This window comes from Pseudomonas sp. HLS-6 TE3448, from assembly GCF_053629555.1.
In genome coordinates this window covers 1,805,409-1,819,531 of record NZ_JBRJIO010000001.1, presented here as the reverse complement: position 1 = coordinate 1,819,531, position 14,123 = coordinate 1,805,409, and the positions used below count along the sequence as shown (strand labels likewise).

The 14,123-nt window shown below is 61.0% G+C and carries 13 protein-coding genes; 5 read left to right on the top strand and 8 right to left on the bottom strand.

Annotation, left to right across the window (positions count from 1 at the left end; genetic code table 11):
• Positions 1–43 precede the first annotated feature (43 nt).
• The 4 genes from mdtD to yccS all read left to right on the top strand — a co-directional run bounded on the left by mdtD (position 44) and on the right by yccS (position 6,489).
• Entirely contained in the window at positions 44–1,471 is a 1,428-nt protein-coding gene (gene mdtD, locus AB7M23_RS08450) for a multidrug transporter subunit MdtD (protein WP_454240595.1), read from the top strand.
• Between the two features lie 105 nt (positions 1,472–1,576).
• On the top strand, positions 1,577–2,914 hold the full coding sequence (gene dbpA / locus AB7M23_RS08445) for an ATP-dependent RNA helicase DbpA (RefSeq protein WP_256587614.1): 1,338 nt from the start codon (positions 1,577–1,579) through the stop codon (positions 2,912–2,914).
• Positions 2,915–3,011: 97 nt separating this feature from the next.
• Positions 3,012–4,190: an NAD(P)/FAD-dependent oxidoreductase gene (locus AB7M23_RS08440; RefSeq protein ID WP_454240594.1), complete on the top strand. Its 1,179-nt coding sequence runs from the start codon at positions 3,012–3,014 to the stop codon at positions 4,188–4,190.
• Positions 4,191–4,308: 118 nt separating this feature from the next.
• On the top strand, positions 4,309–6,489 hold the full coding sequence (yccS, locus tag AB7M23_RS08435; RefSeq protein ID WP_454240593.1) for a YccS family putative transporter: 2,181 nt from the start codon (positions 4,309–4,311) through the stop codon (positions 6,487–6,489).
• Here the strand turns inward: yccS and AB7M23_RS08430 are convergent, their stop codons facing one another.
• Positions 6,490–7,230 (bottom strand): substrate-binding periplasmic protein, encoded by a 741-nt coding sequence (locus AB7M23_RS08430; RefSeq protein WP_454240592.1) that lies wholly within the window; start codon positions 7,228–7,230, stop codon positions 6,490–6,492.
• A gap of 247 nt (positions 7,231–7,477) precedes the next feature.
• Between AB7M23_RS08430 and AB7M23_RS08425 the strand changes: the two genes are divergently transcribed.
• Positions 7,478–7,927, top strand: a complete 450-nt coding sequence (locus AB7M23_RS08425; protein ID WP_330522276.1) for a GNAT family N-acetyltransferase — start codon at positions 7,478–7,480, stop codon at positions 7,925–7,927.
• Between the two features lie 45 nt (positions 7,928–7,972).
• Here the strand turns inward: AB7M23_RS08425 and AB7M23_RS08420 are convergent, their stop codons facing one another.
• The 7 genes from AB7M23_RS08420 to AB7M23_RS08390 form a co-directional block, all read right to left on the bottom strand.
• On the bottom strand, positions 7,973–8,269 hold the full coding sequence (locus AB7M23_RS08420) for a winged helix-turn-helix domain-containing protein (protein WP_065760289.1): 297 nt from the start codon (positions 8,267–8,269) through the stop codon (positions 7,973–7,975).
• 17 nt (positions 8,270–8,286) lie between these two features.
• A complete protein-coding gene (locus AB7M23_RS08415) occupies positions 8,287–8,787 on the bottom strand; it encodes a YgjP-like metallopeptidase domain-containing protein (protein WP_330522274.1) in 501 nt (166 codons plus the stop codon).
• Positions 8,788–8,824: 37 nt separating this feature from the next.
• On the bottom strand, positions 8,825–10,945 hold the full coding sequence (locus AB7M23_RS08410) for a putative bifunctional diguanylate cyclase/phosphodiesterase (RefSeq protein ID WP_454240591.1): 2,121 nt from the start codon (positions 10,943–10,945) through the stop codon (positions 8,825–8,827).
• A 214-nt stretch (positions 10,946–11,159) separates the two neighbouring features.
• A complete protein-coding gene (fba, locus tag AB7M23_RS08405) occupies positions 11,160–12,224 on the bottom strand; it encodes a class II fructose-bisphosphate aldolase (protein ID WP_065760286.1) in 1,065 nt (354 codons plus the stop codon).
• 100 nt (positions 12,225–12,324) lie between these two features.
• Positions 12,325–12,645 carry an MliC family protein gene (locus tag AB7M23_RS08400; RefSeq protein ID WP_065760285.1) on the bottom strand — a complete coding sequence of 107 codons (321 nt, stop codon included), beginning with the start codon at positions 12,643–12,645 and terminating at the stop codon, positions 12,325–12,327.
• Positions 12,646–12,702: 57 nt separating this feature from the next.
• Complete coding sequence (locus AB7M23_RS08395; protein WP_065760284.1) at positions 12,703–12,921, bottom strand: hypothetical protein; 219 nt, start codon at positions 12,919–12,921, stop codon at positions 12,703–12,705.
• Positions 12,922–12,953: 32 nt separating this feature from the next.
• Positions 12,954–14,117, bottom strand: a complete 1,164-nt coding sequence (locus AB7M23_RS08390) for a phosphoglycerate kinase (RefSeq protein WP_065760283.1) — start codon at positions 14,115–14,117, stop codon at positions 12,954–12,956.
• Between the last annotated feature and the right edge of the window lie 6 nt (positions 14,118–14,123).

Sequence of the window (14,123 nt, the reverse complement as noted above, 5' to 3'; positions counted from 1 at the left end):
CCGGCAATGCCGGCGATAAGGCCCCACCTCGGAGAGAGGCCCTATGCCTGATCGCGCGCCCCTAGACAGCACCACCGCCCGCTGGATTCCCTGGGTGGTGGCCATCGCCTTCTTCATGCAGTCACTCGACGGCACCATCCTCAACACTGCCCTGCCCGCCATGGCCCGCGACTTGGCCGAAGACCCCCTGCGCATGCAGTCCGTCATCATCGCCTACATGCTCACTGTGGCCTTGCTGATTCCCGCGTCGGGCTGGATCGCCGACCGCTTCGGCACCAAACGGATCTTTTTCGGCGCGATTTTGCTGTTCAGTATCGGCTCGCTGCTCTGCGCCCTGGCCGACAGCCTCGGGATGCTGGTCGCCGCACGGGTGATCCAGGGCCTGGGCGGCGCGCTGATGCTGCCCGTCGGACGCCTGGTGGTGTTGCGCGCCTACCCACGCTCCGAGCTGGTGCGGATCATGAGCTTCATCACCATTCCCGGCCTGCTCGGCCCACTGCTGGGGCCGACCCTGGGCGGCTGGCTCGTGGAAATACTCAGCTGGCACTGGATCTTCCTACTCAACCTGCCCGTCGGGGCGGTGGGTTGCTATGCCGTGTGGAAATTCATCCCCGACCTGCGCGGTACCGAGCGCACGCGCTTCGACGGCATGGGTTTCCTGCTGTTCGGCGCGGCAATGGTGCTGATCACCATTGCCATGGAGGGCTTGGGCGAGCTGCACCTGCCACACCTGCGGGTGATGTTGCTGCTGTTCGCCGGCATGGCCTGCCTGGCAGCCTATTGGCTGCGCGCCGGCAGTACGGAGGACCCGCTGTTCTCGCCCCGGTTGTTTCGCACCCGGACCTTTTCGGTGGGTATTCTTGGCAACCTGTTCGCCCGCCTGGGCAGTGGCGCCCTGCCTTTTCTGGTGCCACTGCTGCTGCAGGTCGCGCTGGGCTATTCGCCCTCAGAAGCCGGCATGAGCATGATTCCGCTGGCGGCCGCGGCGATGCTGGCCAAGTCAGTGGCCCAACCCCTGATCGAGCGCCTCGGCTACCGTACGATCCTCACCGGCAACACCCTGCTGCTGGGCGTGCTGCTGGCCAGCATGGGACTGGTCGATGAACAGACGCCCTACCCCGTACTGCTGGTCCAATTGGCAATGCTTGGGGCCGTCAACTCGCTGCAATTCACTGCCATGAATACCGTGACCCTGATCGACCTTGACGATGCCAGCGCCAGCAGCGGCAACAGCCTGCTTTCCGTGGTGGCACAACTGTCGCTGAGCCTGGGTGTCGCCTGTGCCGGTGCGCTGCTGGGCGGGTTCACCGCAGCGGGCAGTGCCGAAGGGGTGGAAAGCACACTGGGTGCGTTCCAACTGACCTTCCTGACCATCGGCCTGATGGCCATGTTGGCCGCAGCGATCTTCATGCAGCTGTCAAAGACGGACGGAAGGCGTGCCCGTCGTCTGGAACCTGAAATCGAGCCTTAGGGCGAATGGCCACGAGGCTGGTACACTGCGCGACATTTTGTTTTGCAGGCCCGCCTCGTGACCACCATTGCCACCGCCTTCGATACCCTGCCGCTGTCCAGCGCCATGCTGGCCAACCTGAACGCCCTCGGCTACGCCCAGATGACCCCGATTCAGGCCCAGAGCCTGCCGGTGATCCTCAAGGGCATGGACCTGATCGCCCAGGCCAAGACCGGCAGCGGCAAGACCGCCGCTTTCGGCATCGGCCTGCTCAACCCGATCAACCCACGCTACTTCGGCTGCCAGGCCCTGGTGCTGTGCCCAACCCGTGAGCTGGCCGACCAGGTCGCCAAGGAACTGCGGCGGCTGGCCCGTGCCGAAGACAACATCAAGATCCTGACCCTCTGCGGCGGGGTTTCGCTCGGCCCGCAGATCGCCTCGCTGGAACACGGCGCGCACATCATCGTCGGTACCCCGGGGCGGATTCAGCAGCACCTGAGCAAAGGCACCCTGGTGCTCGACGGGCTCAACACCCTGGTACTCGATGAAGCAGACCGGATGCTCGACATGGGGTTCTACGACGCCATCGCCGACATCATCGGGCAAACGCCGAAACGCCGTCAGACCTTGCTGTTCTCGGCAACCTACCCAGCCGGCATCAAGCAACTGTCGGCAGCCTTCATGCGTGACCCGCAGCAGGTCAAGGTTGAAGCCCTGCACGCCGACAACCAGATCGAACAACGCTTCTACGAAATTGATCCGGAACAGCGCCTGGAAGCCGTAACCCGCGTACTCGGGCATTTCCGCCCACAGTCCTGCGTGGCGTTCTGCTTTACCAAACAGCAGTGCCAGGAAGTGGTGGAGCACCTGCAGGCCAAAGGCATCGTCGCCGCGGCCCTGCACGGCGACCTGGAACAGCGCGACCGCGATCAGGTCCTGACCCTGTTCGCCAACCGCAGCAGCTCGGTCCTGGTCGCCACCGATGTCGCCGCCCGCGGCCTGGACATCGACGCCCTGGACATGGTCATCAACGTCGAACTGGCCCGTGATGCCGAAATTCACGTACACCGTGTCGGCCGTACCGGACGCGCAGGCGAGAAAGGCCTGGCCGTAAGCCTGGTGGCGCCTGCCGAAGGTCATCGCGCCCAAGCGATCGAAGCCCTGCAAAAGGCGCCGCTGCGCTGGGAACAGCTCGACAGCCTCAAGCCCCAGAGCGGCGCCCCGCTGCTGCCGGTCATGAGCACCCTGTGCATCGCTGCCGGCCGCAAGGACAAACTGCGTCCGGGCGACATTCTGGGTGCCCTGACCGGTGATGCCGGTTTGCCCGGCACTCAGGTCGGCAAGATCGCGATCTTCGACTTCCAGGCCTTTGTCGCAGTGGAACGTGCGGTGGCCAAGCAGGCCTTGCAGCGCCTGAACAGCGGCAAGATCAAAGGGCGCTCGTTGCGCGTGCGGATCGTCTGATCCCATTACCCGCAAAGCCGGCTCCCGCCCCTGCAGGAGCGGGCTTGGCTGGCGACAGGACGACACGGTTTCAGCTTTCTACCCCGAGGATTTTGCAGTGCGTTCCACCGAAGTCATCATCATCGGCGCAGGCGCCGCCGGCCTGATGTGCGCCCTGACCGCCGCCAAGCGTGGCCGTCAGGTTGTATTGCTTGACCACGCCAACAAACCGGGCAAGAAAATCCTGATGTCGGGTGGTGGGCGCTGCAATTTCACCAACATGTACACCGAGCCGAGCAATTTTCTCTCGCAGAACCCGCATTTCTGCAAATCCGCGCTGGCACGTTACACCCAGTGGGATTTTATCGAGATGGTCAGCAAGCATGGCGTGCCGTACCACGAGAAGAAACTCGGTCAGCTGTTCTGCGACCATAAATCCAGCGACATCCTCGACATGCTCCTGGCCGAGTGCGACGCCGCAGGCGCCGAACTGAACATGAACACCCGCATCGATCAGATCGAAAAACTCGAAAGCGGCTATTTGCTGGAAACCAGTGCAGGCAAGCTGCAATGCCAGTCGCTGGTGATCGCCACCGGCGGCTTGTCGATCCCGACGCTGGGGGCGACCGGCTTTGGTTATCAGGTGGCGCGTCAGTTCGGTCACAGCGTACTGCCGACCCGCGCAGGCCTGGTGCCCTTCACCATCACCGACCAGCTCAAGGCGCTCTGCACCGAGCTGTCCGGCACCTCGGTCGACTGTATCGCCAGCTGCAACGACGTCAGCTTCCGCGAAAACCTGCTGTTCACCCACCGCGGCCTCAGCGGCCCGGCGATCCTGCAGATTTCCTCGTTCTGGGAAGCCGGTGATACGCTGGAAATCAACCTGCTGCCGGACCACGACGCGTTGACCTGGCTGCAACAGCAGCAAGCCGAACGCCCCAACAGCGAGCTGAAAACCCTGCTCGGTGAACTCTTCACCAAGAAAATGGCCAACCTGCTGGCCGAGCAGTGGTTCGTGTCCAAGCCAATGAAACAGTACACCCCGGCTGAACTGGCTCAGGTCGCGGAGAAACTCGGCGCCTGGCAACTGGTTCCCGCCGGCACTGAAGGCTACCGCACTGCCGAAGTGACCCTGGGCGGCGTCGACACCCGCGAGGTGTCCTCCAAAACCATGGAGTCACTCAAGAGCCCTGGCCTGTATTTCATTGGCGAAGTGCTGGATGTCAGCGGCCACCTCGGTGGCTTCAACTTCCAGTGGGCGTGGGCTTCGGCCTACGCCGCCGCACAATTCGTCTAACCTTCGCGGTAGAATCGGCGCATCACGGAACAAATTTTGCTGGGACATTATCGCGACGGCAGCTTGCCGTCGCGACCCGCTCAATTTCGATCACTGCCCTGCAGGCCTGACTCCCGCCATGTCATCCACATCGTTGCGCCATTCACTGCGTCGCCTCTGGGCTCTGGATAAATTCAGCTACAGCATCCGGGTATCGATAGCCCTGACCGGAAGCATGGCGCTGTGTTGGTACCGGGACGAAATGGGCCTGCTGATCCCGCTGTTCCTCGGTATTATTGCCAGCGCCCTGGCAGAAACCGATGACAGCTGGCAAGGCCGACTCAACGCCCTGGCCGTTACCCTGGTCTGCTTTACCGTCGCCGCGCTGTCGGTAGAGATGCTGTTCCCTTACCCCATTGTGTTTGTCTGCGCCATGGCATTGGCGGCCTTCGGCCTGACCATGCTCGGCGCACTGGGCGAACGCTACGGCGCGATCGCCTCGGCGACGCTGATTCTCTCGGTGTACACCATGATCGGTGTCGACCAGCGCGGCGGCGAAGTCACCGACTTCTGGCACGAACCCTTGCTGCTGGTGGCCGGCGCTGCCTGGTACGGCCTGCTCTCGGTTCTCTGGCAGGCCCTGTTCTCCAACCAGCCCGTGCAGCAAAGCCTGGCCCGGCTGTTTCGCGAGCTGAGCCGCTACCTCAAGCTCAAGTCCACGTTGTTCGAGCCGATTCGTCAGCTGGATGTCGAAGCACGGCGCCTTGAGCTGGCACAACAGAACGGTCGGGTGGTGGCCGCGCTCAATGCCGCCAAGGAAATCATTCTGCACCGGGTCGGCAATGGTCGCCCCGGCTCGAAAGTCAGTCGCTACCTGAAACTGTACTTCCTCGCCCAGGACATCCACGAGCGCGCCAGCTCGTCGCACTACCCGTACAACGCATTGGCCGAGGCGTTCTTCCACAGCGATGTCCTGTTTCGCTGCCAACGCCTGTTGCGCCAACAGGGCGTGGCCTGCCAACAGCTTTCAGAATCGATCCAGCTGCGTCAGCCATTCACCTACGACACAGGCTTTGCCCAGGCCCAGGAAGACCTGCACGCCTCACTCGAGCACCTGCGCAGTCAAAACAACCCAGCCTGGCGCGGCCTGCTCCGTTCGCTTCGCGCCCTGGCGGCCAACCTGGCCACACTGGACCGTCTGCTCAGCGACGCGAGCAACCCCGACAAACTGGCTGACAATAGTGACTCCAGCCTGCTCGACCGCTCGCCCCACAGCCTGGCGGATGTCTGGAATCGGCTACGCCAACAGCTGACGCCGACGTCATTGCTGTTTCGTCACGCGTTGCGCCTGCCGCTGGCACTGTCGATCGGTTATGGCATGGTGCACCTGATCCACCCCACCCAAGGCTACTGGATCATCCTCACCACGTTGTTCGTCTGCCAGCCCAACTATGGCGCCACGCGACGCAAGCTGGTGCAGCGGATCATTGGAACGGGGATTGGCCTTACCGTTGGCTGGGCATTGTTCGACCTGTTCCCCAACCCACTGATCCAGTCGATGTTCGCGGTTGTCGCCGGCGTGGTGTTTTTCGTCTATCGAACCACCCGCTACACCCTGGCCACGGCAGCGATCACCCTGATGGTGCTGTTCTGTTTCAACCAGATCGGTGACGGCTACGGGCTGTTCCTGCCACGCCTGTTCGATACGTTGATTGGCAGCCTGATCGCCATCCTCGCAGTCTTCCTGTTCCTGCCAGACTGGCAGGGGCGGCGGTTGAACAAGGTGCTGGCCAATACCCTGAGTTGCAACAGCATCTACCTGCGCCAGATCCTCCAACAGTATGCCAACGGCAAGCGCGACGACCTGGCCTACCGCCTGGCGCGCCGCAACGCCCACAACGCCGATGCGGCGCTGTCGACCACCTTGGCCAACATGCTGATGGAGCCCGGGCATTTCCGAAAGGAGGCGGATGTCGGTTTTCGATTCCTGGTGTTGTCGCACACCCTGCTCAGCTACCTTTCAGGCCTCGGCGCCCATCGCGATAGCGTCCTGGCGGCCGAGGCACGTACCGAGCTGGTCGAAGGGGCCGGGGCACGCTTGGCAGACAGCCTCGATGAAATCGCCGTCGGCCTGTCGACCAAACTACCCGTCGCGATTCACAGCGATGACGAGGAAGCCCTCGCCAACAGGCTGGAACAGGTACCCGAGGAAATCGACGAAACCCAACGTCTGGTCCAAACCCAGCTGGCCTTGATCTGCCGCCAACTTGGCCCGCTGCGCACCTTGGCGGCGCATCTGATCAAAGAGTCTGCGGCCTGATCACAAACCGTACTGTTTGAGCAGACGGGCATAGCTGCCATCGGCCTGCATCGCCACGATAGCCTGATCGAACGCGGCAACGATTTGCTGATGACGAGGGTTTTTCAGGCTGACCAGAATGTGCAGGCTGTTTTCACTGAGCGGCTTGCCGAAAAACTCAACGCTGTCGCGAACAGGCGCAGGTTCCTGCTTGAGAAAATGGCGAGCGACGTACTCGTCCTCAAGGGTCAAGCTTACCCGGCTTGCTGCCAGCATTCGCACCGCCACCGAAAAGCTGCGCACAGGGACCTTCTGCAAGCGGCTATCGGCATCGAAGCTGAGGGAGTATGCATAGTCACGAACGACTGCGATCGGATAGGGATACAAATCCGCCAGGGTCTGGAAGGTAATCGCTTTATCCTTGCGCTTGAGCAAGCGTATGCGGTTGGTCAGGTACCCGGCCGAAAATTCCCCGATCCGTGTACGTGAGTCGTTGTACCAGGCATTGACCAGGATGTCGTAACGGCCTTCGCCCACGCCCATCAATGCCCGCGCCCAAGGGGCCTGCTCAAATTCGCTTTCATAGCCGGCACGCTTGAGCGCTGTGGTAACAATCGCCGTAGCCAGCCCGCCCCCTTGCAGGCTGGCATCGGTGAACGGAGGCCAGGCATCCGCCACAAGCCTGAGCTTGTCCGCTGCGATCAGGGGGGCCGTTGCGCAAAGCAATCCAAGCAAAACCAAGACTCGAAGCAATACAGCCATGCTCAAATCCCTTAGCGAGCACCCTGCCCGCGCCAATGTCCAACGGCCTGAAAATGCACCTAGTGCCAGAACTCTAGAAGGCGAATTCAGATTACACAAAGATGAAGGACTCGGGCAGCGGAAATAATAGCTATTTGCCTGCACCGTTGATCGGGCGCACAACAGACACAATCCGCCGCAACTTCAGTCTCGTCGTGGGCACAGTGCTCTGCCATGATGAGTCATTGACATCAGGACGAGGCCTATCATGCCCATCGAATGGCTCTGCAAACACCACTCGGACCTTGGCAAGGAACAGCTCTACGCCATCCTCAAACTGCGCTCGGAAGTATTCGTCGTTGAACAGAAATGCCCCTATCTGGACATCGACGGGGAAGACCTGGCCAGTGACACCTGCCACTTGATGGCATGGCAGGACGACACGCTGGTGGCTTATCTGCGCCTGCTCGACCCCACGTCGCAGGGCGGTGACGTGGTGATCGGTCGGGTGCTGATCGCACCGCACGCACGCGCAAAAGGCCTGGGGCATGAACTGATGGAGCAAGGTTTGAAGCATGCCGAGCAGCTCTGGCCCGACGTGCCGGTGTACCTGTCAGCACAAGCACATCTGCAGGACTACTACGCCCGTCATGGCTTCAAGGTCGCAGGTGAGGCCTACCTGGAGGACGGTATTGCGCATGTCGGCATGCGCCGCTAGCAACTGACCTCCACGGCGCATGGCGCAGTCGCCTGCGCAGCGGTATCAGGGATAACCCAGCACCTCGCGGATCTGCCCCAGGTGCTGGAGGACCCACTGAGGATCAATCGCTCCCCAGTCACGAATACGGTAATGCCCGGCATGATTGCGCGCCCCAGCCTGCTGTTCGAACTCGCAGAGGATGTCCAGGTCACTCAACGCAGCAATCGTGTCCTGAGCGGTACGCCGTGGCATGCCAGTGGCCTCCATCAGGGCGGGAACGCTGCTGGCGGTCTGGCTGTCGATCAACCAGGCAACGTAAAGGCGGCGGTAGAAGCTGGTCTTGGTCTTGCTCACATCCATCGGCAAATCCTTGTCAGTCAGGCCTGGGCAGGCAACTCCCGCCAGGTCAGGTAAACACGCAGGTCAAACTCCAGTTGATGGTAGCCCGGCTGCATGTACTCACAGAGCTGATAGAAGGCCTTGTTGTGCTCGGCCTCCTTGAAGTGCGCCAGCTCATGCACCACGATCATGCGCAGAAACTGCGGGGCCGCCTCCTTGAACAACGAGGCAATACGTATCTCTTTCTTCGCCTTGAGTTTGCCACCCTGCACCCGCGACACCGCCGTGTGCAAACCCAGTGCCCGGTGGGTCAGGTCGAGCCGGTTGTCGAACAGGACCTTGTCCAGGTTCGGCGCATTGCGCAGGTACTCCTGCCTGATGGCCTGGGCATAGGCGTACAACGCCTTGTCGCTCTGCACCTGATGCCGCTCGCTATAGCGCTGCGCCAGATAATCACCCAGGCGGTTGCTGGCGATCATCTGCCGCACCTGATCTTGCAGGTTGGCGGGGTAGGCTTGCAGGTACTTGAGGACGGTCATGGCTACAGCTGAATAGATAAAGACGCAGTGTAACCAACTACCGGTGCTGCCAGTCAAAAAACGCCGGAAAAGCCCCCGCATCCTCGGTCGTCAATGGGTGCGCCACCAAAAAGCCCTGGACGTACTCACACCCATTGGCCTGAAGCCAGTCGGCCTGAGCACGTGACTCGACCCCCTCGGCAATCACGCTGATGCCGTACTGCCGGCACAACTCAATGACGGCGCGAACCAGTACTGCATCCATCGTCGACTCGGGCAACCTGGCGACCAGATGACGGTCGAGTTTAAGGGTGTCTATCGGCAAATCGCGCAGCATGCGCAATGAACAGTCGCCAGCGCCAAAGTCGTCCAGCGCCACCCGCACCCCCAATTGCCGCAGGCGCTGCAATTGCTTGAGCGCGATATCGTTACTGAAATTCAACGAGGTTTCAGCAACCTCGACCTCCAACTGCGCCGGTATCAGGCCATGGCCCTGAATGACCCGCCCGAGCTCTTCGGCCAGGTTCGGCATCGAGAACTGGGCCCGACTCAGGCTGATACTCAACACAACCTCAGCCCCCAGCACATTCCCCCAGGCCTTGCGCTGCGCGGCGCCCTGCTGATAGATCCAACTGGCCAGCCGGGTAATCAGCCGCGCCTCCTCCAGCAACGGAATGAACAACCCTGGCGGCACATCGCCAACACTTGGGTGCTGCCAGCGCAACAGCGCCTCGAAGCCTCGCAAGCGGCCATCGGCAAATGCAACCTGCGGCTGATAGACAAGGTTGAAATCGTGGTTCTCGATAGCATCACGCACGCTGTCTTCGAGCATCAAGCGCGAACGTGCACGCCCATTGAGCTCCTGATCGTAATAGCGGTACTGCTGACGACCTGCTTGTTTCGCCGCGTACATGGCCGCATCGGCGGCACGCAGCAACCCGGCAAGGCCTGTGTCGCAATCAGGACACGTGGCAATGCCAATGCTGACGCCCAAGGTGACTTCCATGCCATCAATCAGTTGGCAGATCGACATCCGTTCGATCAGCCTTTCCGCGAAACGAGCGGCCTGCTCCGGGTAGTCCAGCGCATCAAGCAGGGCGGTAAACTCATCACCGCCCATGCGCCCGAGGATCGCATGCGCCCCCAGGCAATCCTTCAATTGCTCGGCCACCCAATGCAACACCCGGTCGCCGGCTTCATGACCCAGCGTATCGTTGACGCGCTTGAAGCCATCCAGGTCCAGGTACATCAGGGCCTGCGCCTTTTGGGAATGCTCACTGCGCAGCAACACGCTCTCTGCCGCCTGACAGAACCCCCGGCGATTGAGCAAGCCGGTCAACGGATCGGTGACCGCTTGATGTTCAAGCTGCTGATGCAGGCTGCGCACCACTGACATGTCCAGCACCGTCACAACCATCGCCTGCTGCTCGCCAGGCAGTGGCGCGCAGGACAATGCCACCGGCAGCAACTGGCCGGTTCCGGTACGCAGCACAGCATCATGCAGGCGGTAGATTTCACGGCTCTGGTAAGCCTGGTAGAACGCTGAATCGCGCCACAGGGTAGCCTCTGGCGTCTGCAGGAAGGTCAGCAGACCCACACCTTGCAAACGCTCGACGGGCGTTTCAAGCAAGCGTGAAATCGCCGGATTCGCAAATTCGATGAGGCCATTCTCGGCCACAACCAGAATGCCTTCAGCGGCATTTTCAAGCACCGACGCATTGAAAGCGCGCGCCGTCTCCAGATCGCGACTCAGGCGTTGCAGCTCACGGCGATTGCGCTGCTGTTCAAGCAGTGCCTGCACCTTGGGCTTGAGTATTTGCGGGTCAAAAGGCTTGAACAGGTAATCAACAGCCCCGCTGGCATAGCCCTTGAGCACAGCCGCCTGGGACTGCTCATTGGCTGTCAGGAAAATAATCGGGGTCATGCGTGTACGCTGGCTGCCACGCATCAGGCGGGCCACTTCGAATCCATCCATCTCCGGCATTTGCACATCAAGCAGCACGAGGTCCACTTCATGCTCGAGCAGCGCGCTCAGCGCTTCTCTCCCGGAGCTTGCCGTCAGTACCTGCCAGTCTCGCCGGGCCAACAGCGCCCGCATGCTGATCAGGTTTTCAGGGTAATCATCAACGACCAGCAACACCGAGCTGCCGTTTTGATGCTGAGTATGCGCGCAATCCATGCTGCTTCTCTTATGAGACCGATCTCTACTTCGGCTGAAATCTAAACCTAACTCTAGTCGTGGCGGCCATAAATCTGAAGCCAGCATCCCGTGATCACGTAATGAAACGGACACTCACCGACTAACGGTCTGTCCGAACGAGCCAACACGCTCCTGTGCTTGGCTCGCAAAAACAAAAAACCCGCATCGCTGCGGGTTTTCCGGGTTACCAGGTTTAGTTGACCTTGGCAGCCAGCTCACCTTTGGCATAACGCTGGAACATGCCTTCCAGGGAGATCGGCTTGATCTTCGAGGCATTACCGGCAGTACCGAAGGCTTCGTAGCGGGCGATGCAGACGTCACGCATGGCCTTGACGGTTTCGGCGAAGAACTTGCGTGGATCGAACTCGCTTGGGTTCATCGCCATGTGACGGCGCATTGCACCGGTAGAGGCCAGACGCAAGTCAGTGTCGATGTTGACCTTGCGCACGCCGTACTTGATGCCTTCGACGATTTCTTCAACCGGCACGCCGTAGGTCTCTTTGATCTCACCACCGTACTGGTTGATGATCGCCAGCCACTCTTGCGGAACCGAAGAAGAACCGTGCATCACCAGGTGGGTGTTAGGAATGCGCTTGTGGATTTCCTTGATACGCTCGATTGCCAGGATGTCACCGGTTGGTGGCTTGGTGAACTTGTAGGCGCCGTGGCTGGTGCCGATGGCAATGGCCAGGGCATCGACCTGAGTCTTCTTGACGAAGTCTGCCGCTTCTTCAGGGTCGGTCAGCATCTGGCTGTGATCCAGCACGCCTTCTGCACCAATGCCGTCTTCTTCGCCGGCCATACCGGTTTCCAGCGAGCCCAGGCAGCCCAGCTCACCCTCTACGGAAACGCCACAGGCGTGAGCCAAGGCCACGGTCTGCTGAGTAACGCGAACGTTGTACTCGTAGTCGGTTGGCGTCTTGCCGTCTTCACCCAGCGAGCCGTCCATCATGACCGAGCTGAAACCCAGCTGAATCGAACGCTGGCAGACATCCGGGCTGGTGCCGTGGTCCTGGTGCATGCACACCGGGATATGCGGGAACTCTTCGATTGCGGCCAGGATCAGGTGACGCAGGAATGGGGCGCCAGCGTATTTACGGGCACCGGCCGAGGCCTGGACGATCACCGGGGAGTCGGTCTTGTCGGCCGCTTCCATGATGGCGCGCATTTGCTCAAGGTTGTTGACGTTGAAAGCTGGAACGCCGTAGCCAAATTCAGCGGCGTGGTCCAGCATCTGGCGCATGCTAATGAGTGCCATGTTGTGTGTCTCTCCCGACGAGGGTCGTTAATCGTGCAAGCCTGCCGTAGCGGCGGCTGCTATTCAAGTAGTGTGGACCAGCGCACGCTGGCCCGGCCAGTCACGGTGCCTTGCAGCCCCGTCCTATCAAATCGTTGGTTGCTACCCAGTACACCAGGCCTTCGTTACCTTGGGTGTGGAAGGCCAATACACCATCGCTGTACAGCGCTCCGGAAGCCCCCGGCTCAGGCTTGAGCCGATAGACCCGGTCGCCGCCGCCCAGTCGAACATCCATGGACTGCTGGTGGCTATCGGCAAAGCGCCAGAACACTTCTGCCTGACTGTCGCACACCCAGCGTGTCCAGTTACCCGCAACCGGCTGAGGATTGCTCACGCAGCCTGCCAGTGTCGCCAAGCCCATCAGGGCCAGAACGCGTTTCATCACATGTCCTCTAAGACCACAACACGGTCAGCGGGTTGCATTGAATCACTGAAACACTCAAGGGCAACCATGCGCCTGACGCTGATGTTCGTCGTCATACTTTTCCAGGCCATCCGGGCCAAGCCTTTTACTGATGACCGGCGCGGTTTCGGCCTGCCATTCAGACTGGTAGCAGCCGCCCTTCGACACACCCGCCTGGTTCGCCTCAGGCGCGGCAGTACTGGAGCAGCCACTCAGCACTGCCGCCAGGATCACCACAGGCAATAGTTTGACCATCAGGCTGCTCCCTTTGCCAGGCACTGAACGGTTCAGGCCTTGGCCCGTTGTTCCAGCATGTCGACCGCCGGCAAGACCTTGCCCTCGACGAATTCGAGGAAGGCACCACCGCCAGTAGAAATGTAGGAGATATCAGCACCGACACCATACTTGTCGATAGCGGCCAGGGTGTCGCCACCACCGGCAATGGAGAACGCTTCGCTCTGGGCGATGGCGTGCGCCAGTACCTTGGTGCCATTACCGAACTGGTCGAACTCGAAGACGCCAACCGGACCGTTCCAGAGAATGGTCTTGGAGGACTTCAGCAGCTCGGCAAAGTGCTCGGCGGTTTTCGGCCCGATATCGAGGATCATGTCGTCATCGGCAACGTCAGCAACGGCCTTGACGGTGGCAGCAGCGCTTTCGGCAAATTCCTTGGCAACCACCACATCCACCGGCAGCGGCACGCTGACCTTGGCCGCAATGGCTTTGGCGGTTTCAACCAGATCAGGTTCGTACAGCGACTTGCCGACCTTGTAGCCCGCTGCCGCCAGGAAGGTGTTGGCGATGCCACCACCGACGATCAGTTGATCGCAGATCTGGCTCAGGCTGTTCAGTACGTCCAGCTTGGTGGAAACCTTGGAGCCGGCAACGATGGCCGCCATTGGCTTGGCCGGGGCGCCCAGCGCCTTGCCCAGCGCGTCCAGCTCAGCGGCCAGCAGAGGGCCCGCCGCCGCGACCTTGGCGAACTTGGCAACGCCGTGGGTCGAACCCTCGGCGCGGTGAGCAGTACCGAACGCATCCATGACGAAGACGTCGCACAGGGCGGCGTACTTCTGGGCCAGTTCATCGGCGTTCTTTTTCTCACCTTTGTTGAAGCGCACGTTCTCGAACAGCACAACGTCACCGGCCTTGACCTCAACGCCATCGAGGTAATCGGCGATCAGCGGTACATCGCGACCCAGCGCCTTGCTGAGGTAGTCGGCAACCGGCTTAAGGCTGTTTTCGGCGGAAAATTCGCCTTCGCTCGGACGCCCCAGGTGAGAGCAAACCATCACGGCCGCACCCTTTTCCAAGGCCAGCTTGATGGTCGGCAGCGAAGCAAGGATACGCGCATCGCTGGCAACCACACCGTCCTTGACAGGAACGTTGAGGTCTTCGCGGATCAGTACGCGCTTACCGTGCAGATCGAGGTCGGTCATCTTCAAAACGGTCATGAATGC